We start from the raw sequence: 20,546 nt of genomic DNA, 5'->3' as shown, positions 1-20,546 counted from the left end.
TCCGACCGATCTCCGGCGGACGGTGCGGTGTCCGTGTGGCCCGCGTGGGAAGTGCGGGAGGACGCGAAGGCGACGCGGTGGTACGGCGTCCGCCTGGACTTCACCGACGGTGCCCGGGTCGAGGCGCTGGCCGTCGTGGCCGAGGGGCGCGTCTCCGTCGAGGACGTCCGGGCCCAGCCGGCGCTGTCCTTCGCCGACCTGACCGAGCTCGCCGACTGGATCGAGGGGCCGCTGTTCGAGGCGTGCGGGCTCGAGGCCGAGGCGGGGGACCCTGACGGCGCCGACGAGGTGGGCACCGTCGCCGGGCCGAGGCGCGCCCGCCCCGCCTGGCCGCGCGGCATCGAGGGGCGGTGGCTGGTCGCCCAGGAGTACCGGGCGGCCCAGGAGGACGGCGTCGACCCGGTCCTCGCGGTGATGTGCGCGACCGGGCGCAGCAGGCGCGGCTCCCTCAGGCTCATCTCCCGGGCGCGTGACGCCGGTTTTCTGACCCCGCGTCACGCCCGGCACTGAGTGGGGGCCGTTGCTCACTCCATGGCCCGCATCCGGGTGATCTCGCTCGTCTGCTCGGCGACCACGTCGTCGGCCATCTCCTCGATCCGGATGTTGTTGCCGTCCGTCTTGACGTCGACGGCCATGGTGATCGCCCCCTCGTGATGGCTGATCATCAGGGTGAGGAAGAGCTGGTCGAACGCCTTCCCCCGCGCCGCGCGCAACTTCTCCAGCTGTGCCTGGGTCGCCATCCCCGGCATCGCGGCGTGCTCGTGGCCGCCGCTCGTCGCGTCGGCCTTGGCCCCGTTGGTTTTGAGCCAGCTCTTCATGACCTCGATCTCCGGTCCCTGCGCGGCGGCGATCCGCGAGGCGAGCCGGCGGACGCTTTGCGACTCGGCGTGATCCGGAACGAGTTCGGTCATCTCCAGAGCCTGGGTGTGGTGCTCGATCATCCGGCGCGCGTAGGCGAGGTCCGCCGCGTTGGGGGTGTCGTCGTCCACGCGCCGGCCTGCGGCTTCCCGGGCGGACAGGGTGCGGTTCGCCTCGCCGGGTCTGCCGGGCACGAGGACCGAGGGCCCGCTCCGGGTGTCCGGCGCGGCGTGTGAACCGGAGTCGCAGGCCGTGATCCCGACGGCGGTCAGCGCGGCGAGCGAGACCGTGGCGAGGGCGACGCGTAACCCACGGCGAAAGAGCACAACGGCCTCCTGGGAAAGGCGGGTTGAGGGCGTCTCGTGCTTGGTCGAGGCGTATCGGACGCCATGCCCTCTGTTGGTCTGTGCATGACCAAGACGATACTGCGGAGGACCGTGAGCCGCTCCCGTATGAGCGGCAACTAGGGAGGACGCAGTGACCCTGTTGAACCACCCCCGAACGCGGCGCAGATCCTGGGGAGTCCTCGCCACCGCGGCGGGACTCCTGGCCGCCCTGCTCAGCGCGGGCCCGGCGGGGGCGACGCCGGACGACGAGTTACCCGGCCAGGACGAGATCGTCCACTCGGCCAACGTCGAGCACCTCGCCAACATCCCCAAGGACGCCCTCGCCGGCACCAACTCGGACCTGGCCTTCCAGGGCAAGTACGCCTTCGCCGGCAACTACGACGGCTTCCGCATCTTCGACATCAGCAACCCGAAGGCACCGCGGACGGTCGCCCAGGTGCTGTGCCCCGGCTCGCAGAACGACATCTCCGTCTCCGGTGACCTGCTGTTCCTGTCCACCGACTCCTCGCGCAGCGACAGCAGTTGCAACAGCACCTCGCAGCCCGCGACCGAGAAGTCCTCGTGGGAGGGCATGAAGGTCTTCGACATCAGCGACAAGGCGAACCCGAAGTACGTCGCCGCCGTCGAGACCGCCTGCGGCTCGCACACCCACACCCTGGTGCCCGAGCGCAGGAACGTCTACATCTACGTCTCCTCGTACGCCCCCAACGCCGCATACCCCGACTGCCAACCGCCGCACGACGGCATCTCGGTCATCAAGGTGCCGCGCAAGGCCCCCGAGAAGGCGGCGGTCGTCGGCTTCCCGGTGCTGTTCCCGGGCGAGGGTCCCGACGGCGGCGGCAACCCGGGTGGGCCCACCAACCCCGGTGTCTCCAAGACCACCGGCTGCCACGACATCACAGTCCTGCCCTCGAAGGACCTCGCCGCGGGCGCCTGCATGGGCGACGGCATCCTGTTCTCCCTCAAGGACCCCGAGCGTCCGAAGGTCATCGACCGGGTGCAGGACAACGTCAACTTCTCGTTCTGGCACTCGGCGACCTTCAACCAGAAGGCCGACAAGGTGGTGTTCACGGACGAGCTCGGCGGCGGAGGTGCGGCGACCTGCAACGAGGTGACGGGTCCGAACCGGGGCGCCGACGGCATCTACGACATCGTCGGCCGGGGCGACCACCGCAAGCTGGTCTTCCGCAGCTACTACAAGATCCCTCGCCATCAGGCGGACACCGAGAACTGCGTGGCCCACAACGCCTCGCTGATCCCGGTCAAGGGCAGGGACATCGCCGTCCAGGCCTGGTACCAGGGCGGTGTCTCCGTGTGGGACTTCACCGACTCCAGCCACCCGAAGGAGATCGCCTACTTCGAGCGGGGCCCGCTGTCGACCGACCGGCTCACGGGCGGCGGGTCGTGGTCGGCGTACTACTACAACGGGTACGTCTACTCGAACGACATGGTCAAGGGTCTCGACGTGCTGAAGATCCATGACCGCCGGACGGACCCCGCACAGCGGGTCCGGCTCAGGGAGCTCAACGTGCAGACCCAGCCGGACTACTTCGACTGAGCGTCCGGTTCGCGGCCCGTCGCGAAGAACCGCGACAGATCCATCCCGCACGCCTCGCCGGAGACCGCCGTGGTCTCCGGCGGGGCGCCGAGTTCCCGGTCGAGGCGGTAGCGCGCGAACAGCTCGGCGCGCAGCGTCGTGATCGGCATGGGCGCCTTCGGCAGCACCATCGCGAAGACGGCGCCCATGAGCAGGCTGCGCAGCATCGGATAGTCGGTGTCGACGTCCCGCGAGCCGTGCCGGACGACGGTGTCCCGCAGCAGCTCGGCGAGGCGCTGCTGCTCCGGGCACTGCACGAAGCCCTCCGCCTGGAGCAGCCCCGCCATGTGCTGGCGCATCAGCACCGTCTGGTCCCGGGCCAGCCCCAGGACCGCGTCGATGGCCCGCGCCATCCGCTCCCGGCCGTCCTCGGTGCGCGGCTCCCGCTCCAGCGCCTCCTCCAGCGTGCGGTGCATCAGCCGGTGCACCGCCGACTGCACGAGCTGGCGCTTGCCGGGAAAGTAGTACGACACCAGTCCGCGCGCCGAGCCGGCCCGGTCCGCGATGTCACCGAGCGTCGTCGCCTCGTAGCCGCGCTCGCTGACCAGTTCGACGGCGGCCTGGAGCAGCCGCTCGCGGGAACGCCGTCGCAATTCTTCATTGACCGAGGCGCTGCGCGGGGACATCCTGTAACTCCTGCGTTGACTGGCTGCCAGCCAACTATACTCAGCGCGTCCCGGTCCACCCCCCGTGCGGGGTTTGTCCGGGCTGCCGTCCGTCCTGGGCGACGCGGGGGATCGTCCAGGACGGTCAGGCCTGGCCTCCGACGGGGCGGCCGACCAGGTCGAGCACCGGCCGCAGCCCGTCCGGCCGCTGTGCGACCGGCAGATGGTCCACGAAGTGCACCCCGCAGCCGAGCGCCGCCGCACCGCCGTCCGCCCGCCGGTCGTCGCCGACCATGAGCACCTGCCGCGGATCGACGTCGAGCGCCGTGCACGCGGCCGCGAACAGGCGGGCGTCGGGCTTGCGGATGCCGTGCTCGTACGACAGGACGTAGGTGTCGACGTAGGCGTCGAGGCCGTGCTCGCGGAAGACCGGGCGCAGGTCCCAGCCGATGTTGCTGACCACGCCGACACCGATCCCGCGCTCCCGCAGTGTCCGCAGCACCTCCACGGCGTCGGGGTACGGGGACCAGGCGGTCGGCCTCATGTGGCGGTCGTAGAGCGTGTCGTGCAGTCCGGGTTCGGGCAGCGGCACCTGCCGGGAGAGGCCGGTGTACGCGGCGCGGTGCAGCTCCGCGCTCTCGTCCCGGATCTCCCAGACGCGGGCGAGATCCTCGGACAGCCGAACGGGGTTCGGCCCGCCCGGCAGCGCGCCCGCGGCCTCCAGCGCGCGCACCGTCTCGGCCAACTCCCCCTCGGGCAGCACGATCGCGGCCTCGGCCAGACCGGCACGCAGCCAGGACTCGGTGGACTCGACACGGAAGAGGGTTCCGGAGAAATCGAACAATACGGCGGTCATGGTGGTGATCCTAGGGAGTCGCGTTCCACTCCGCAGGAAGATCGCCGCCGCGGAACACGCGGCCGAAGCAGCTCTCACGCACCCTGTTGATCCCGGGTTCCACGCCGGGGAAGGGGTGGCTGCGCATCGACGGCCGGGCGCCAGCGGGCGTGGGCCACCACCGCCGCGGCCACCAGCATCGTCCCGAGCAGCCAGCCGCCGACGACGTCCGAGGGCCAGTGCACGCCCAGCCACACGCGGGTCAGGCCCACGCCGACCACGGAGACGATCGCGACGGCCAGGGCCGTACCCCACAGGGCGCGGGCGGCGCCGTGGCGGTGGAGCAGCCAGACGAGGAGGCCGCACACCACCGTGGCGGTCAGGGCGTGGCCGGAGGGGTAGGCGGCGTAGTGGGCGGAGTCGACGGGGTCGGGCCAGACCGGGCGCGGGCGGTCGACGGCGGCCTTGAGCCCCTGCTGGATCACCGTGCCCAGCGCGGCCGTGACCAGCAGCCACACGCCCGTCCACCAGTCCCGCCGGCGCCAGATCAGCCACACCGCGACGACCGCGACGAGGGCACGCATCGTCACCGGGTCCCAGACCCAGTCGGTGAGGATGCGGAACGCCTGGGTGGTGTCCGGATCGTCGACCGCCCAGCGGTGGGTCGTGCGGGAGATGTCGCCGTCGGTGGAGATCAGAGGGTGCCACTTGGCCGCGACGAGGGTGAGCAGCAGCACCGAGCAGACCGCCAGGACGATCGCCGAGCGGACGGCGGTGCGGGGGACGGGCGGGCGGGGCGGGGTGTCGACGGACGGGGAGTGCATGGTTCGATCCTCGCCGAACCGGGGGCCGGGAGGCCAACTCCGGGCCACGGCGGCCTCAGCCCAGCGCCCGCAGCCCCGGCACGAACGCCACGAGCACCGGGACCACCGGCACCAGCGCAGCGGCCGCGGTCAGCCGCAGCCGCCGCGCCGCGGTGAGCCGGTCCGGGGGAGTGAGCAGCCGGTGCACCCGCTGCGGGACATGGGCGTGCGGGGCGGGTGCGGGGCCGAACACCCCGCGGTCCTCGTTGAGTTCCACCAGCGCCAGCGCGGTCGTCAGCCGGCCGAAGCGGCGGGAGGCCATGTCGTCGGCGGCGAGTTCGACCAGGCGGTGCATCTCGTCACGGAACGCGGCGAACACCGGAACCTGCGGGAAACCCGTGGCCAGGGCGGCCGAGCAGTGCAGCAGCCAGTCGTGCCGGGCCTGCGCGTGCCCCTGCTCGTGGGCGACGACCGCATCCAGCTGACGGCCCTTCAGCCGACGCAACGCGGCCGTGGTGACGACGAGTCGGGGCGCCGCACCCGACAGCCACCAGGCGTCCGGCCGCTCGCCCTCCAGCACGACCAGCCGACCGGTACCGGGCTCCTCGCCCGGCAACAGCGGGGCACGCAGGAGCACTTCGTCCCGCCGCTGCCGATGCCGGGCCCGCGCCCGCACGATCTCGCGGAGCAGCATCGCCGCGCTCCACACCCCGCCGCACGCGAGCGCCACGGCGGTGGCCGCCGCCCAGGGCCCGGTCGTACCGAACGCGTAGGCCTCCACGACCCCTTGCGGTGCCGGGGCGAACACATGGCCGCGCACCGCCTGCCAGGCCGCCGCCGCGCTGAGCGTCATCGACAGCGCGCAGCACAGCAGTACCGCCGCCACCACGCACTGCCAGACCCACAGCGCGACCACCGGTTCACGGTCCGGCCAGTCGGCCCGGGCGAGCAGGCGGGGAGAGACGACGGCGGTCACGGCGCCGAGCAGCAGCAGGAGCGCGGGGACCATCATGGTCAGCACCCTATGAGCGGCGGGCTACCGCCAGGTACGGCTTGGCACGGCAAAGTGACGCAGGCCACGTTTCGTGCCGCAGGGGGCCGGTCCGTCCCTACAGCGTCAACAGCATCGCCAGCATCCCGATCCCCATCGACAGCCGGCACGCCCGCGCCAGCTCAGGCCGATCGCCCCAGCCGGCCGCCCGGCCGCCCCCGGCCACGGCCGCCACGGGCAGCAGCCGGACGCCGGAGAGCAGGACGTACCCGGAGAAGTACAGCAGCAACATCCCATTCAGCAGCGGCACTCCGGCGCCGCCGTGCCCGTGGCCGTGTCCCGGCGCGGGGGAGCCCGCCATCACGACCGCCATGTAGACCATGGCCGCCGCCCCCACCAGGTGATGCAGATGGTGGGATCCCGTCCGCACCGCCCACAGGGCACGCAGCGCGGCGCCGCCGAACACGGCCGCGTAGAAGGGCCAGGTCCACGGCGGGGGCGTGAACGCCGTCCCGGGGACGGACATCACGGCCATGCCGAAGCCCATCAGTGCCTCGCCGCCCGCGGCCCGGCGCTGCTCCTCGACGCCGCTGCGCATCCGCAGCAGGCAGTAGGCGCCGGTCGCCGCGCACAGCGCGACCAGCAGCCAGCCGGGCGAAGCCGGTCCGGACACGCGCACCTCCCTGCTCGACGGTCGGTCACCCGATGCGATGCCCAGGTCACGAGGCGCGCACCCGAGCGCATGGATGTACTCGGGGAGCATTCGAGGGAGCACGGCAGGTAGGCGTATATCTTTCACGAGTAAAACACCTGCTAAGCTAATGCCCCATGAGCAGTGCACCCTCCCGACGCCTCCCGCTCGCCGGCGTGCTGCGCCTCGGCCGGCCCTCCGACATCTGGTTCAAGCCGGCCCTGAGCGTCGTCGCCGCGGTCGCGCCCGCGAACGTGATCCTGCTGGCGCTCGGGCGCCTGGACCTGGCGATGTACACGATGTCCGGGTCCCTGAGCGCGTTGTACGCCCACAACCGCCCGTACGCCGCCCGGGCGCGCGCCCTCGCGTGGGTGGTGCTCGGCATGACCGCGGGCCTGGCCGTCGCCCTGGTAGCGGCCGCGCTCACCACGAACGCCGTCGTGCTCGTCAGCGTCGGCGCGCTCCTGGCCGCCGCGCAGAAGACGCTCTGCGACGCCACTCGCGTGGGCCCGCCGGGCAACGTGGTCCTGACCTTCGTCACCTCCGCCGCGCTGTTCGCCCCGCAGACCCTCGCCCAGGTCCCCGCCCACGTCGGACTGGCCCTCGCCACCGGCGCCTGGGCCTGGCTCGTCGGCATGGCACCCGGGCTCCTGCGCCCGCACGGTCCCGAACGCCGCGCCACCGCACACGCCCTGAACGCGGCCGCCGCGTACGCGGAGACGCGCGGCACGGGGGAGGGCGACGGGCGGGGCCGTACCGGCGGTGAGGGGCACCCCGGGACTCGTGCGGCCGACGGGGGCCACGACAGGGCCCGCACCGCGGACGACGGTCACGCCAAGGCCCGCGCCGCCGCGGCCGCCGCCGTGCAGGCCGCGTGGCAGACGCTGCTGTCGACCGGTGCGCATGCGGCCACCCGGCGCTCCCACCCGGCCACTCGGCGCTCCCGCTCGGTTGGCTGGCGCTTGCGCTCCGCCGTCGGACGCTCCCGTCCCGCCACCCGCCGTGCCCTCGAACGGCTCGTCGTCCGTGCCGAGGTGGCGCTCGCCGCACCCGCGGAGTCGGACCCGGCGCGGTTGCGGGCATGGGCGCGTGAGCTGCGGGGCACGGGGCGCGTCCCGAGGGTGGACGATCTGCCGGGGGAGGCGGACGAACTCCTCGGCGTGGACGCCGAACTCGCCCTTCCCGCCCGCCCGTTGTGGAGCCGGCTCGGCCCGCTCACCCCGATCGCCCTGCGCACCGCGCTCGGCTGTGCCCTCGCCGGATACGCCTCCCTCGCGCTCGGCGTCGGCCGCCCCTCCTGGGCGCTGGTCACCGCGGCCTCCCTCTACCAGGCCAACCTGGCCCTGACGTGGAGTCGGGCCGTCCAGCGCGTCGTCGGCAACGTCGTCGGCGTCCTCGTCTTCGCCGCCGTGACCCCGCTCGCCCACCTCCACCAGGGGGCGCTCGTCCTGTGCTGCCTCGCCTTCAACTTCGGCACCGAGGCACTGATCAGCCGCAACTACTGGCTCGGCAGCGTCTGCGTGACTCCCATGGCCCTCCTGGTCACCGAGTTCGCCCGGTTCCAGGACTCCGGGCAGCTGATCACCGAGCGGATCGTGGACACCCTCGTCGGCGCCCTCGTGGGCTTCGTCGCCGCCGTCGCCGTCACCAACCGGCGTGCGGGCGACCGCCTCGAACAGGCCCTGACCGCCGTGGAGCGGGCCCGCGAGCACGCCGCCCGGCTGCTGAAGGAGCGGCGGCCGGCGCCCGGAGCCCTGGACCGTGCCCGCCGCGGTCTCGCCGCCGCCCTGGTCGACCTGCGCGCCACCGCCGACGCGGCCTCCGGGGAGTGGTGGCAGCGTGCCCTGCCCCACGAGGGGGTCGTGGCGGCCGAGCGTCGCGGACACCGTACGCTCGCCGCGACGGTACGCCGCCAGGGCCTGCTCCCGGACCGGCGGACGAACACGACGACGGAGGGTGTACGGCCATGACGGCACCGAACGCGGAAACGACGACCGGGCACGACACCGTCGCCGCCGTCGTCCGGCAGTGGCAGACCGTCCACCCCGGCCTCGACACCGGACCCATGGAGATCATCGGCCGCGTCAACCGCTGCGCCGCCCTGCTCCAGCAGGCCGAGGACGCCCCGCTGCGCCGGGCCGGACTCACCCGCGCCGAGTTCGACCTGCTCGGCGCGCTGCGTCGCACCGGCCACGAGCTGACCCCCGGCGAACTGGCCCGCGAAACCTTCTCCTCCGGTGCCGCCGTCACCAAGCGCCTGAAGCAGCTGACCGAGCGCGGTTTGGTGGAGCGCCGCGGCGACACCCGCGACCGCCGCGTCGCCCACGTCCGCCTCACCGACGCCGGACGCGACCTCGTCGACGCGATCCTGCCCGAGCAACTCGCCTACGAGACCGCCGTACTGTCCGGCCTCGACCAGGACCGACAGCACGAACTCGCCGGACTGCTCGGCGGCTTGCTCGGCCAGCTGGAAGGGCGCCTGGGCGGCCTGCGCGCCTGAGGAGGCGGGCGCCGGCCGTCCGCTCAGCCCTCGTCCCCCGCCCGGTACACGCCGAACACCGCCCCCTGCGGATCCCGCAGCACCGCGATCCTGGGCCCGTCCGGTACCGAGGTGGGCTCCATGAGGGCGGTGCCGCCCGCGCCGGTCGCGGTGGCCGTCGTGGCGTCGACGTCCTCCGCGGCGAAGTACGGCAGCCAGTGCGGCGGCACCTCGGGCGGGAACTCGTCGTCCATCGTGACCATCCCGCCGAAGTCGGCGCCCTCCAGGCCCCACTGCGTGTAGTGCTCCGAGGCGTTCACCGTCCAGCCGAACACCGTCGTGTAGAAGTCCTGCGCCCGTGCGGGGTCACGCGTCAGCAGTTCCACCCAGCCCAGCGAGCCGGGCGCGTTGAGCAGCCCGGCGCCGCGGAAGGCGCGGGCCTGCCACAGCTGGAAGGCGGCGCCGCCGGGATCGGTGGCGACGACGAAACGCCCCACGTCGAACACGTCCAGCGGGCCGACCAGGACCTTCCCGCCGGCCTCCACGACCAGCCGCGCGGTGGCGTCCGCGTCGGCCACGGCGAACGACACGTTCCACGCCACGGGCTGGGACTCCTGGTACAGCGGCGTGAGCGCGGCGACCGCCGCGTCCCCGAGGTGCGCGATCGTGTAGCCGCCCGCCTCCTGCCGCGGATCCCGCAGCGGCCGCCAGCCGAACAACTCGGTGTAGAACCGCCCCGCCGCTTCCAGGTCGGTGGTCCCCAGCTCGGTCCAGCAGGGTCCACCGGTCACCGGCTCGTCGAGCTTCATGGCACTCCTTCGGACAGGGTGTGCCCCCTTCAGCACGCTAGCCCCGGCCGCCGGTGGCGGCCATCCGCGGCCATCCGGAAACCCCCTCGCGCGCGGCGCCGCCACCGACGTACGCTCGGCGCCGTACCGCATCGCGTGGCGGCCTCCCGACAACGTTCTTCGACCGGAGGTCCCGCATGCCCGAGGTGCGCCCGTTCCGCCGCGACGACCGCGACCCGCTCACCGAACTGGTCAACCTGCACGTCGCCGCGGTCGTCCCCGGCGTCTCCGTCTCCGTGAACACCGTGCTCAGCGCGCTGGAGCGGCAGCCCGACGAGTTCATCGTCGACCCGTGGGTGAGCGAGCGGGCGACGCTCGTCGCCGAGCAGCGCGGCCATGTCGTCGCCGCGGCCCACCTGCTCCGCTACCGCGCCGACGGCGACGTGGGCGCGAACCACCGGGACGCGGGGGCGATCGACTGGTTCGTGTACCGTCCGCCCGCCTCCTTCTGGCCGGACTCCGAGCAGGCCGCCGACCTGCTGATGAGCGCCTGTCTGGCCCGGCTCGCCCGCTGGCGGGTGCGGGTCCGCTACGCCGACGGGGCGCTGCCCGCGCCGGGTGTGTACGGGCTGCCCCGGCCGTGGCCGCACATCCGCGCCGTCTACGAACGCGCCGGCTTTCGGCACACCGGGGACACGGAGGTCCTGCTGATCGCCCGGGTCGAGGATCTGCCGGTGCCGGAGCCCCGGCCGGGCGTCACGATCGAGCGCACGCTGGGGGAGTGCGGGACGCGCTTCACCGCGTACGACGACGGCCGGGCCGTCGGTTTCGCCGAGGTCGACACGGCCCTGGCCCGTCCCGAGCGCCACACCCGCGCCGCCGGCCTCGCCGACCTCGGCAACCTGCACGTCGACCCGGCCCACCACGGCCGGGGCTGGGAGCACCGACTGCTCGCCCACGCCGCCGACTGGCTCCGCCTGTGCGACGCGGACCGCCTCCTCGCCTACGAGGCCCCGGCCGACACCACGGCGATCGCCCACCTGACCGCCGCGGGCTTTCGAGAACTGACCCGCACGGACCGCGGCTGGGAGCACCGGCCCTCCTGAACTCGTCGGCGTCAGATCCCCGGCCGGTACCGCAGCGGATGGTCGGTCGGTACCTCCACCAGCACGATCCGTGTCCCGTCCGGGTCGGTGATCCACATCTCGACCAGCCCCCACGGCTCCTTCACCGGCGGCCGCACGATCTCGACCCCCTTGGCCCGCAGCTCGTCGTGGGCCGCGTTCACGTCCGCGACCTGGAGCCACAGCCGCACCGCAGCGGAGGGCGGTGTCTCCGAGCGCCCCGCGATCTCCAGGAACCCCCCGCCGAGGAAGTAGACGGTGCCCCGATCCGCTCCCGTCCCGAACTCGCGGTAGACAGCGAGGCCCAACTGCTCGCCGTAGAACACACGGGACCGCTCGGGGTCGGTGGGGCGGATCAAGGTCCGGCTGTTCAGTACGTGCACCATGCACCCGGAGCCTACTGGCGGCGCTACGCTCATCGTTGCCCGCGACGTGCCCGAGAACCGGAGATTCGCTCATGGAGACCCCCGAGACCGCCGCTGCCGAACCGACGCCCGGACTGACGTTCCGGGATGCCACCGACGCCGACGTGGACGCGATCGTCGCGTTGATCGAGTCGGCGTACCGGGGCGACGCCAGCAGGGTGGGATGGACGACCGAGGCGGACATCCTGGAGGGGCAGCGGACGGATCCGGAGGGCGTGCTGGCCGTCGTCAAGGCACCCGACAGCCGGTTGTTGACGGTCGAGCGGGAGGGGCGGGTCGTCGCCTGCTGCCAGCTCGAACACCGCGGCGTCCACGCCTACTTCGGCATGTTCGCGGTCAGCCCCACCCAGCAGGGCGCCGGCCTCGGCAAGGTGATCATCGCGGAGGCGGAGCGGCAGGCGCGCGAGACCTGGGGCGCCGCGGAGATGCACATGACGGTGATCTCGGTCCGCGACGACCTCATCGCCTGGTACGAGCGGCGCGGCTACCGCCGTACGGGACGGATGACCCCGTTCCCGTACGGCGACGAGCGCTTCGGCGTCCCGCGCCGCGACGACCTGCAGTTCGAGCTGCTGGTCAAGGAACTCGCCTGAGCGTCACGCCGTGAAGCGGCCCGTACGTTTGATCTCCGGGTAGTCGGTCGTCGCGCCGTCCAGCTCCAGGGCCCGTACGAGCCGCAGGTGGTCCTGGGTGTTCACCACCCAGCCGATGATCCTCAGGTTCTCCTTGTGGGCCTTCTCGACGACCTCCAGGGTGAGCCGGCGGATGTTGAGGCAGACGGTGGCGGCGCCGACGGCCACGGCCCGGTCCACGATGTCGGTGCCGAAGCGGCTGCCGATCAGCGCGGTCCGTACCCCGGGCACCAGGCGGGCGATCTCGGCGATCGCCTCGTCGTGGAACGAGGACACCTCGACCCGGCCGACCAGGTCCCGCCCGGTCATGACCTCCGCCAGTGCCCGCGCCGCCTGCACGTCCTTGATCTCGGCCTGAAGGGGCGCCCGCACCGCGTCCAGCACCTCCTCGAAGACCGGGACGCGCTCACCCTGACCCGCGTCCAGCGCGCGCAGCTCTGCGAGGGTCTTCTCGGCGATCGGCCCGGTGCCGTCGGTCGTGCGGTCCACGTCGGTGTCGTGCATGACGACGAGAGCGCCGTCCTTGCTCAGATGGAGATCGAGTTCGATGGCGTCGAGGCCCGCCTGCTGGGCGGCGACGAAGGAACGGAGGGTGTTCTCGGGCTCGACACCCATGACTCCGCGGTGACCGATGGTAAAGAGATTCAAGGTTCGACTCGCTTTCCGTCGACGGCGGCTCGGCGCGCGCGGGGGACGGGGCCGGAGCGGACGGCACCGTTCGCGCGACAGAGCCGCAGCCTAATGGCCCCGCCCCGTGATGAACCCGTGCCTGCGCGGGGCATCCGTGTGGCGCCCGGAGCGGGCCTGGCCGGTACCCGTCGCAGCGGTCACCCTGGCGTGGGCGAGTCCCGGCCGAGTTGACCGTCGGCGGATCAAACCGCTGACGCCATGGCGGACAGGAAAAAGTGCGGTGAAGATGGGGGGAGTGCAGGATAATTTCCCGGATCTCCCCTTGCTGAAAGGAACCTCGTATGCATACGGTGTCTTGACGCTAGGTTCTCCTGTGGAGGATGGGACATGACGGAAATTCTTGTGCAGGTGGGTTCGGAGGGGCACGTTCCTCCCGCGACCAGGGCCGTTGAGCACCCTGCGTGGCCCGTGCTCAAGGATGCCGTGGAGCAGATCCGGCCATGGCAGTCGAAGGACGGGTCGATCGACTTCGAGGCCGAGGGCGCCCCCGACCCGGCGGACGCCGAGCTCGCCGTCCGGCGTGTCGTGCACGCCGTCGAGGAGCTGTCCCCGCTGCTCCCGCACGACGCCGACTACCACGCGGCGCTCGTGAAGGACCTGCACCGCTGGGTCGACGGCGGCTTCCGGGTGCCCGACTTCCTCGACTCGCTGCTGGCCTTCCAGCCCGCCGCCGACCGCCGGGACGGCCTGACGCATCTGGTCGTCTTCCCGATGTACACGCAGAACGGCAACCCCGACCGCAACCTCGAGGCGGTCGTCCTGCGCATGGTCTGGCCGGACTGGCTGGCCGAGCTGGAGCGCACCCGCTACGACAACCCGCTGTTCTGCGGCATCACGTTCGAGGACTTCACGGCTGGCTACGACACCAACTCGGCCGTCCTGTTCCCCGAGACCATCGCCGTGCGCGAGGCCCCCGAGCGCTTCACCTGGGGCGGCATCTTCTGCGACCGCGAGGCCGCCCGCTTCCGCCGCGTCACCGACGCCGCCGTCGAGATCCTGGGCATGGAGCTGCCCGAGGACATCGCCACGATGGTCCACGACCAGAAGCGCTGCGAGGAGGCCTTCGTCCTGTGGGACATGGTCCACGACCGCACCCACAGCCACGGCGACCTGCCCTTCGACCCGTTCATGATCAAGCAGCGCCAGCCGTTCTGGATGTACGGCCTGGAGGAGCTGCGCTGCGACCTCACCGCCTTCAGGGAGGCCGTGAAGCTGGAGGCCGACGGCGTCCCGCAGGCCCGTGACGTGCAGTACGCGGTGCTCTTCGACCGCATGTTCCGCTTCCCGGTCACCGGCGAGCGCGTGCGCAACTACGACGGCCTCGGCGGTCAGCTCCTCTTCGCGTACCTGCACAAGCACGACGTCGTGCGCTGGACCGACAACAAGCTGTTCATCGACTGGCAGCGCGCCCCGCAGGTCACCAACGAGCTGTGCGCCGAGATCGAGAAGCTCTACCGCGACGGCATCGACCGCCCCAAGCTCGTCCACTGGTTCGCCGGGTACGAACTCGTCTCCACCTACCTCGCCCCGCACCCGGGCTCCACGTGGGCCAAGGGCCCGGACGCCCTGGACTTGAGCCAGCCGCCGCGCAAGCTCGTCGACGACGTGCTTCCGGACGAGTTTCCGCTGAGCATGTTCTATGAGGCACTGTCCAAGAAGCTGAAGAACGTGATCGCCTCCACCAGGGGCATCACCGCGGACGGCGCCGAGCGGATCGCCGCGTGAGCGACCGCGCACACAACACTGCTCAGGAGGCGAGGAACATGGTGGGGAACGGGGCTCTCAGCGGTGCGGTGATCGCGGTGGCCGGCGCGGGCGGACCGGCGGGCCGGGCCGCGCTGCTGCGCCTGGCCGAGGCCGGAGCGACCGTCGTCGGGGCGGACAACGACCCCGAGCGGCTCGCGGAGGCCGTGGACGCGGCCCGCTACGCATCCGGCGGCGCCAGCGTCACCGGCGAACCGGTCGACCTGCTCGACCTGCAGTCCACCCGCGACTGGGCCACACACATCGAGAAGGACTTCGGCCGCATCGACGGCCTCGTCCACCTCGTCGGCGGCTGGCGCGGCAGTGAGACCTTCATCAAGACCAGCCTCGACGACTGGGACTTCCTCGAGCTGCTGCTCATCCGCACCGTGCAGCACACCTCGCTGGCCTTCTTCGACGCGCTCCAGCGCAGCGACCGCGGGCGGTACGTGCTGATCAGCGCCGCTGGGGCGACGAACCCGACCGCGGGCAACGCCTCGTACGCCGCGGCGAAGGCCGCCTCCGAGGCCTGGACGCTCGCGCTGGCCGACGCCTTCCGCAAGGCCGGGGGCGCCCAGGGGCCGACGTCCGCCGCTGCCATCCTGGTGGTGAAGGCGCTGGTGCACGACGCGATGCGCGCCGAGCGACCCAACGCGAAGTTCGCGGGTTTCACGGACGTCAAGGACCTGGCCGAGGCCATCGCCGGCGTCTGGGAGCAGCCCGCCGCCGAAGTGAACGGAAACCGTCTGTGGCTGACCGAGAAGCCGTGAACCCACCGAAGACCGACGCGCGTCGCCATCACGACCCGGAGGTCCGCGGTTTCGCCAGTGACAACTACGCCGGGGCCCACCCGGAGGTGCTCGCCGCCCTGGCCCTGGCCAACGGCGGGCATCAGGTCGCGTACGGCGAGGACGACTACACCGAGAATTTGCAGCGGATCATCCGCAGCCACTTCGGGTCCACGGCGGAGGCGTTCCCGGTCTTCAACGGCACCGGCGCCAACGTCGTCGCGCTCCAAGCGGTCACCGACCGCTGGGGCGCGGTGATCTGCGCCGAGAGTGCGCACATCCACGTCGACGAGGGCGGCGCTCCGGAGCGCATGGGCGGCCTGAAGCTGCTCACCGTGCCCACCCCGGACGGCAAGCTCACCCCCGAGCTGATCGACCGGCAGGCCTGGGGCTGGGAGGACGAGCACCGCGCGATGCCGCAGGTCGTCTCGATCACGCAGAGCACGGAACTCGGCACCCTCTACACGCCCGACGAGATCCGCGCCATTTGCGAGCACGCCCACGCGCACGGCATGAAGGTCCACCTCGACGGCTCCCGGATAGCCAACGCGGCGGCCTCGCTGAACGTCCCCATGCGGACGTTCACCAACGCCGTCGGCGTCGACATCCTCTCCCTGGGCGGGACGAAGAACGGCGCGCTGTTCGGCGAGGCCGTCGTCGTCATCAACCAGGACGCCGTCCGCCACATGAAGCACCTGCGCAAGCTGTCCATGCAGCTCGCCTCCAAGATGCGCTTCGTGTCGGTGCAGCTGGAGGCCCTGCTCGCCAAGGACCTGTGGCTGCGCAACGCCCGCCACTCCAACGAGATGGCACAGCGGCTGGCCGAGGGCGTACGCGCGGTGCACGGCGTGGAGGTCCTCTACCCGGTGCAGGCCAACGGCGTCTTCGCCCGGCTCCCGCACGACGTGAGCGTGCGCCTTCAGAAGCGGTTCCGGTTCTACTTCTGGGACGAGGGGGCCGGTGTCGTGCGCTGGATGTGCGCCTTCGACACGACGGAGGAGGACGTGGACGCGTTCGTCGCGGCGCTGAAGGAGGAGATGGCCCACTAGCCTTCTCTGCATAGATATGCGGTCACCCGAAAAGTCATTGACGGTCGGGTGATCGCGTTTCTATGCTCTGCGGGCATGGAGCTGATCCAGAACACCCCAGACCTGTCCGCTTATTTGGCTGCCGATGAGGTCATCGACCACCATCATCCACGGGTGCGGGAGACCGCCGCGCGACTCGCCAAGGGGGCGGAGGACTCGTATGCCTATGCGCGCCTGGCGTTCGAGTTCGTGCGTGACACCATCCCGCACTCGCAGGACTCCGGCGACCCGCGCGTCACCTGGCGGGCCTCCGACGTGCTGGAGCAGGGCACCGGCATCTGCTACGCCAAGGCGCACGCGCTGGCCGCGTTGCTGCGGGCCGAGGGCATCCCGACGGCGCTGTGCTACCAGAAGTTCGACGTCGTGCACGGACTGATCGCCGTACGCTTCAACGGGGCCTGGCATCGGCAGGATCCGCGGGGCAACAAACCGGGCGTGGACGCCCGGTTCTCCCTCGACGGCGAACGGCTGGCCTTCCCGGTGGACCCGGAGTCCAATGAGGTGGACTATCCGGTGCTGTACGCTGAACCACACCCGGCCGTCCTGAGCGTCCTCAAGGCCGCCCCCGACCGGCCGTACCTCTGGCAGACCCTCCCCACCGCACTCTGAGGCAGACGATGACTCTCCCCCTGACCGTGTCCGACGAGGTGCGTGCCCTCGCCCCCGGCTTCACGCATGTCGTCGTCGAGGGGCACGGGCTGGTCAACGGACCCAGTACCGACGCCGGTTCGGCGCTCCTCGACGACGCCGCCCACCGGCTCGCCGTACGCCTGGACGGACGCGCTCCGCACGAGGACCCGCACATGGCGGCCTGGCGCGAGGTCTACACGGCGTTCGGTGCCAAGCCGTCCCGCACCCGCAACTCGGCCGAGGCGCTGGCCAAGCGGGCCCTGTCGGAGGGTGGGCTGCCGCGCATCAACCTCCTCGTCGACCTCTACAACGCCATCAGCGTCGCCCACCTGATCCCCGTCGGCGGCGAGGACACCGACCGCATCCGCGGCGGCATGCGGCTCGTGCGCGCGGCCGGCGACGAGGACTTCGTGACCGTCGCCGGCGGCGAGGAGGTCGTCGAACACCCCGAGGCGGGCGAGGTGGTGTGGTGCGACGAGGTGGGCGTGACCTGCCGGCGCTGGAACTGGCGGCAGGGCCCGCGCACCCGGCTCACCGAGGAGAGCGTCTCGGCCGTCTTCCTGCTGGAGAGCATGGCGCCGATGCCGGTCGCCGACCTCCGGACGGCCGCCGGCGAACTCGCCGAACTCCTGGAGAAGTTCAGCCCCGGAGCGCGTGTCGAGGTCCGGGAGCCCGCCTCGTGAGCCCCGCTCGATCCCGCACCGCGCAAGGAAGTTGAACGCGCACTCAGTTCCGCATGCGGTGACCGGACCACCGTGTTGTGATGGGGGGAGAGCAACCGCCCCCCCATGAACTCGCGGAGATGGTCGCGATGGCCGCATTCACGCTGGGCGAAGAAGTGTCGAAGGAGCAGAAGGGCCTGACGAAGTTCTCCTCCGTGGCGTCGGTGGCGCCCCCGGTGGTCCTCCGGGTCCAGCCCGATTCCTACATCCGGCTGGAAACCCCGGAAGAGCTGAAGTCGTGGGAAGAGGCGGTCCGCGCCACCACGGGGCTCAGGATCGACGGGAGCAACCTCGCCGGCTCGGCCTCCGAGTCCTGCTCGTGCGGCTGCTCCGACGACTGCTGCGTGGACTGCCCCGAGTAATGATCCTCACGGTGTCGGTCGAGGACGACCTCCATGCCCGCGCCGTCCGGGAGGCCGCCGCCCGCCGCCGGTACCACCCCTTCCACATCGTGGAGTGCGACCGGATCGGCGGACGGGCCGGCCTGACCTGGAGCTCGCACGAGGACGTACCCGCCACCGTCCTGACGTCGGAGGGGCTCAGAGTGCCCCTGGAGGACGTCTCGGTGCTGTGGTGGCGCCGGATGCGGGCGAAGCAGCAGACGGCCGCCCGGGCCGCGAGCGACCATGAGCGCCGACTGGTCGACAACGACTGCCGGGGCGCCCTCGGCGGCATCCTGGCGGCGGCCTTCGCGGGCCGCTGGGTGTCGTCCCCGGAGGCGACCGACCGCGCGGCGGACAAGCTGTACCAACTCGCCGTGGCCCGCGCGGAGGGCTTCCGGGTGCCGCGCACCCTGGTCTCGCAATCGCGCCAGGAGGTCGTCGAGTTCGCCCACCGGACCGGACGCATCATCGTCAAACCGGTGGTGGGTGCCAGCGGCCCGCTGATGTTCACCCAGTACGTCGACGACCCGTCCGCGATCCCCGAGCCGTCCTTCCACGCCTGCCCCGCCGTGTACCAGGAGTACATCCCCGGGCGGCGCCACGTCAGGCTCAACTGCTTCGGCGAGGAGATGTACGCGGCGCTCATCGAGACGGACCGCCTGGACTGGCGGCCCGACCTGAACGTCCCCATCTCCCGCTGGCCCGTCCCCGACGACCTGGCCCGGCGCGTCACAGCCGTACTGCGACGACTCGGCCTGCGCATGGGGGTCGTCGACATCAAGCTGACGCCGCAGGACGAACCCGTGTGGCTGGAGGTGAACCCCCAGGGGCAGTTCCTCTTCCTGGAGCCGCTGTTGGGCGAACCGCTGGCCGACCGTTTCCTGGACTTCCTGATCTCGCAGTCAGCAGGCCCCGTCGACGGAGGAGACGGAGGATGACGCGGTCAGCGCGCCTCGGCCGCGCGCACCTGTTCCGGCGTCGGCGCCGTGCCGCCCAGGTGGGCCGGCATCCACCACGTGTCGTTCGCGTCCTTGGGGCGCACCGGGTACGCGCGCTGGGCGGCCTCCAGCAACTCCTGGACACGCTCGCGCACCTGCCGGGTGATCGCGCCCGCGTACTTGTCCTTCGACGCCTCGATCGCCTCACCGACCCGGATGGTGATCGGGGTGTGGCTGCGCCTGAAGTTGCGCGGGTGCCCCTTGGTCCACAGCCGCTGGGTGCCCCACACGGCCATCGGGATCAGCGGGACGCCCGCCTCCTGGGCCATCCGCGCCGCACCCGACTTGAAGCTCTTCAGCGTGAACGACTGCGAGATCGTGGCCTCCGGGAAGACCCCGACGATCTCGCCCGAGCGCAGCGAATCCAGCGCGTGCTGGTAGGCCGTCTCGCCCTGCTTGCGGTCCACGGGGATGTGCTTCATCCCGCGCATCAGCGGACCGGAGACCTTGTGCCGGAAGACGGACTCCTTCGCCATGAAGCGAACGAGACGTTTCTGCGGGAGTGCGGCCAGGCCGTTGAAGATGAAGTCCAGGTAGCTGATGTGATTGCTCACCAGCACGGCGCCGCCCGAGCGCGGGATGTTCTCCGACCCCCTGCAGTCGATCTTGAGGTCCCACGCCTTGAACAGAGTGACGGCGAGACCGACGACGGGGCGGTAGACGAGTTCTGCCATGGGCGGGAGTGGACCCTTCCTTCTCTCCGTCAGGAGAGGTGACTCCTGGCGAGAAAGTTACGCAGCCGTAGGTTTACGGCATCTCGCAGATCGTGCCCGAAGAACGGCCCGGTAGCCAGTCCTGGTGCCCGCGCGGCGCGAGATCCTCGTCACGTCGGCCCCTTGATCCACCTCGGTCTTTTCCACCGTCTTTACTCCGCGCGTACCGTTGCTCGCCGGACGAGCAGGTACATCTCGCACCCCAGGCAGTATGCGAACGCGGCGTTCAGGAACGCGGCCGCCAACGCCGCCCCGGTAGCGGCGAGTCCCAGCCACTCGGGCCCCACGGTGAAGCCCACGAGGCCCACTCCCGCGAAGAGAAGCCCCACCGCCTGCGCGAATCGCGGCGGTTCGGGCGCCTCGAACTCGGTCGGCGGCCCGATCCGGGGACGCAGAAGCTTCTTGAAGAGCAGGCCGTACGGCGAACGCCCTGGTCCGCCCGCTGCGCCGAGCGCGAACGCGAGCGTCTGCCAGGCGAGGAGCCAGGCGCTCCCGGTGATCAATACGACCGCGAGGACCACGGTCGTCACGGCCGCGCCGAAGCGCGGCCCCCTCACATCGATGTCCATGAACCAAGCATCGCGTGGCGGAAACTGTTCGGGGAGTCGGGAATCTT

24 protein-coding genes are annotated in these 20,546 nt (G+C 71.7%); 13 read left to right on the top strand and 11 right to left on the bottom strand.

Features of this window, described 5'->3' with window-relative positions; genetic code table 11:
• The first annotated feature begins 27 nt into the window (after window positions 1-27).
• Window positions 28-510 (top strand): DUF6214 family protein, encoded by a 483-nt coding sequence (locus tag ACFYWX_RS19305; protein ID WP_389425253.1) that lies wholly within the window; start codon window positions 28-30, stop codon window positions 508-510.
• Window positions 511-524: 14 nt separating this feature from the next.
• On the opposite strand, the gene ACFYWX_RS19300 is transcribed toward ACFYWX_RS19305, so the two are convergent.
• Window positions 525-1,184, bottom strand: coding sequence for a DUF305 domain-containing protein (locus tag ACFYWX_RS19300; RefSeq protein WP_389425252.1), 660 nt, complete (start codon window positions 1,182-1,184; stop codon window positions 525-527).
• Window positions 1,185-1,335: 151 nt separating this feature from the next.
• On the opposite strand from ACFYWX_RS19300, the gene ACFYWX_RS19295 reads away from it, so the two are divergent.
• Window positions 1,336-2,763, top strand: coding sequence for an LVIVD repeat-containing protein (locus ACFYWX_RS19295; protein WP_389425251.1), 1,428 nt, complete (start codon window positions 1,336-1,338; stop codon window positions 2,761-2,763).
• Here ACFYWX_RS19295 and ACFYWX_RS19290 read toward each other — a convergent pair.
• The 5 genes from ACFYWX_RS19290 to ACFYWX_RS19270 all read right to left on the bottom strand — a co-directional run bounded on the left by ACFYWX_RS19290 (window position 2,751) and on the right by ACFYWX_RS19270 (window position 6,709).
• A complete protein-coding gene (locus ACFYWX_RS19290) occupies window positions 2,751-3,428 on the bottom strand; it encodes a TetR/AcrR family transcriptional regulator (protein WP_389425250.1) in 678 nt (225 codons plus the stop codon). The genes ACFYWX_RS19295 and ACFYWX_RS19290 overlap by 13 nt on opposite strands.
• A 124-nt stretch (window positions 3,429-3,552) precedes the next feature.
• Window positions 3,553-4,263, bottom strand: a complete 711-nt coding sequence (locus ACFYWX_RS19285) for an HAD family hydrolase (protein WP_389425249.1) — start codon at window positions 4,261-4,263, stop codon at window positions 3,553-3,555.
• Between the two features lie 74 nt (window positions 4,264-4,337).
• Window positions 4,338-5,066, bottom strand: coding sequence for a phosphatase PAP2 family protein (locus ACFYWX_RS19280; RefSeq protein ID WP_389425248.1), 729 nt, complete (start codon window positions 5,064-5,066; stop codon window positions 4,338-4,340).
• 55 nt (window positions 5,067-5,121) lie between these two features.
• The gene (locus tag ACFYWX_RS19275; protein WP_389425247.1) at window positions 5,122-6,057 is read right to left on the bottom strand and encodes a M56 family metallopeptidase; all 936 of its coding nucleotides are present in this window, start codon (window positions 6,055-6,057) and stop codon (window positions 5,122-5,124) included.
• A gap of 97 nt (window positions 6,058-6,154) precedes the next feature.
• On the bottom strand, window positions 6,155-6,709 hold the full coding sequence (locus tag ACFYWX_RS19270) for a DUF5134 domain-containing protein (RefSeq protein ID WP_389425246.1): 555 nt from the start codon (window positions 6,707-6,709) through the stop codon (window positions 6,155-6,157).
• A 155-nt stretch (window positions 6,710-6,864) separates the two neighbouring features.
• Between ACFYWX_RS19270 and ACFYWX_RS19265 the strand changes: the two genes are divergently transcribed.
• The gene (locus tag ACFYWX_RS19265) at window positions 6,865-8,697 is read left to right on the top strand and encodes an FUSC family protein (protein ID WP_389425245.1); all 1,833 of its coding nucleotides are present in this window, start codon (window positions 6,865-6,867) and stop codon (window positions 8,695-8,697) included.
• Window positions 8,694-9,227, top strand: a complete 534-nt coding sequence (locus ACFYWX_RS19260) for a MarR family winged helix-turn-helix transcriptional regulator (protein ID WP_389425244.1) — start codon at window positions 8,694-8,696, stop codon at window positions 9,225-9,227. Before ACFYWX_RS19265 ends, ACFYWX_RS19260 begins: the two co-directional genes overlap by 4 nt.
• Before the next feature lie 23 nt (window positions 9,228-9,250).
• Here ACFYWX_RS19260 and ACFYWX_RS19255 read toward each other — a convergent pair whose 3' ends face one another.
• Window positions 9,251-10,015 (bottom strand): VOC family protein, encoded by a 765-nt coding sequence (locus ACFYWX_RS19255; RefSeq protein ID WP_389425243.1) that lies wholly within the window; start codon window positions 10,013-10,015, stop codon window positions 9,251-9,253.
• 176 nt (window positions 10,016-10,191) lie between these two features.
• Here ACFYWX_RS19255 and ACFYWX_RS19250 point away from each other — a divergent pair, with 176 nt between their 5' ends.
• Window positions 10,192-11,100, top strand: a complete 909-nt coding sequence (locus tag ACFYWX_RS19250; protein WP_389425242.1) for a GNAT family N-acetyltransferase — start codon at window positions 10,192-10,194, stop codon at window positions 11,098-11,100.
• 11 nt (window positions 11,101-11,111) lie between these two features.
• Here the strand turns inward: ACFYWX_RS19250 and ACFYWX_RS19245 are convergent, their stop codons facing one another.
• Window positions 11,112-11,504: a VOC family protein gene (locus ACFYWX_RS19245; RefSeq protein WP_389425241.1), complete on the bottom strand. Its 393-nt coding sequence runs from the start codon at window positions 11,502-11,504 to the stop codon at window positions 11,112-11,114.
• Window positions 11,505-11,575: 71 nt separating this feature from the next.
• On the opposite strand from ACFYWX_RS19245, the gene ACFYWX_RS19240 reads away from it, so the two are divergent.
• Complete coding sequence (locus tag ACFYWX_RS19240; RefSeq protein ID WP_389425240.1) at window positions 11,576-12,136, top strand: GNAT family N-acetyltransferase; 561 nt, start codon at window positions 11,576-11,578, stop codon at window positions 12,134-12,136.
• A 3-nt stretch (window positions 12,137-12,139) separates the two neighbouring features.
• Here the strand turns inward: ACFYWX_RS19240 and ACFYWX_RS19235 are convergent, their stop codons facing one another.
• Window positions 12,140-12,823, bottom strand: a complete 684-nt coding sequence (locus tag ACFYWX_RS19235) for a glycerophosphodiester phosphodiesterase (protein ID WP_389425239.1) — start codon at window positions 12,821-12,823, stop codon at window positions 12,140-12,142.
• Between the two features lie 369 nt (window positions 12,824-13,192).
• Here ACFYWX_RS19235 and ACFYWX_RS19230 point away from each other — a divergent pair, with 369 nt between their 5' ends.
• From ACFYWX_RS19230 to ACFYWX_RS19200, 7 genes are all read left to right on the top strand, one after another.
• Window positions 13,193-14,590, top strand: coding sequence for a DUF6421 family protein (locus tag ACFYWX_RS19230; protein ID WP_389425238.1), 1,398 nt, complete (start codon window positions 13,193-13,195; stop codon window positions 14,588-14,590).
• Window positions 14,591-14,628: 38 nt separating this feature from the next.
• Window positions 14,629-15,378 (top strand): SDR family NAD(P)-dependent oxidoreductase, encoded by a 750-nt coding sequence (locus ACFYWX_RS19225; RefSeq protein WP_389425237.1) that lies wholly within the window; start codon window positions 14,629-14,631, stop codon window positions 15,376-15,378.
• Complete coding sequence (locus ACFYWX_RS19220; RefSeq protein ID WP_389425236.1) at window positions 15,375-16,445, top strand: threonine aldolase family protein; 1,071 nt, start codon at window positions 15,375-15,377, stop codon at window positions 16,443-16,445. Before ACFYWX_RS19225 ends, ACFYWX_RS19220 begins: the two co-directional genes overlap by 4 nt.
• A 75-nt stretch (window positions 16,446-16,520) precedes the next feature.
• Window positions 16,521-17,093: a transglutaminase domain-containing protein gene (locus ACFYWX_RS19215; protein WP_389425235.1), complete on the top strand. Its 573-nt coding sequence runs from the start codon at window positions 16,521-16,523 to the stop codon at window positions 17,091-17,093.
• An 8-nt stretch (window positions 17,094-17,101) separates the two neighbouring features.
• Window positions 17,102-17,797, top strand: a complete 696-nt coding sequence (locus ACFYWX_RS19210; RefSeq protein WP_389425234.1) for a B3/4 domain-containing protein — start codon at window positions 17,102-17,104, stop codon at window positions 17,795-17,797.
• Between the two features lie 128 nt (window positions 17,798-17,925).
• Window positions 17,926-18,198 carry a hypothetical protein gene (locus tag ACFYWX_RS19205; RefSeq protein WP_389425233.1) on the top strand — a complete coding sequence of 91 codons (273 nt, stop codon included), beginning with the start codon at window positions 17,926-17,928 and terminating at the stop codon, window positions 18,196-18,198.
• Window positions 18,198-19,157: a RimK family alpha-L-glutamate ligase gene (locus ACFYWX_RS19200; protein WP_389425232.1), complete on the top strand. Its 960-nt coding sequence runs from the start codon at window positions 18,198-18,200 to the stop codon at window positions 19,155-19,157. Before ACFYWX_RS19205 ends, ACFYWX_RS19200 begins: the two co-directional genes overlap by 1 nt.
• Before the next feature lie 5 nt (window positions 19,158-19,162).
• Here ACFYWX_RS19200 and ACFYWX_RS19195 read toward each other — a convergent pair whose 3' ends face one another.
• Window positions 19,163-19,891 (bottom strand): lysophospholipid acyltransferase family protein, encoded by a 729-nt coding sequence (locus tag ACFYWX_RS19195; protein WP_389425231.1) that lies wholly within the window; start codon window positions 19,889-19,891, stop codon window positions 19,163-19,165.
• Window positions 19,892-20,082: 191 nt separating this feature from the next.
• Window positions 20,083-20,499 carry a DUF4395 domain-containing protein gene (locus ACFYWX_RS19190; protein ID WP_389425230.1) on the bottom strand — a complete coding sequence of 139 codons (417 nt, stop codon included), beginning with the start codon at window positions 20,497-20,499 and terminating at the stop codon, window positions 20,083-20,085.
• Window positions 20,500-20,546: the final 47 nt, after the last annotated feature.

The organism is Streptomyces sp. NPDC002888 (genome assembly GCF_042888465.1).
Classification (GTDB): domain Bacteria; phylum Actinomycetota; class Actinomycetes; order Streptomycetales; family Streptomycetaceae; genus Streptomyces.
The sequence above is the reverse complement of the archived record's forward strand: the minus strand, read 5'-3'. Positions and strand labels throughout refer to the sequence as shown.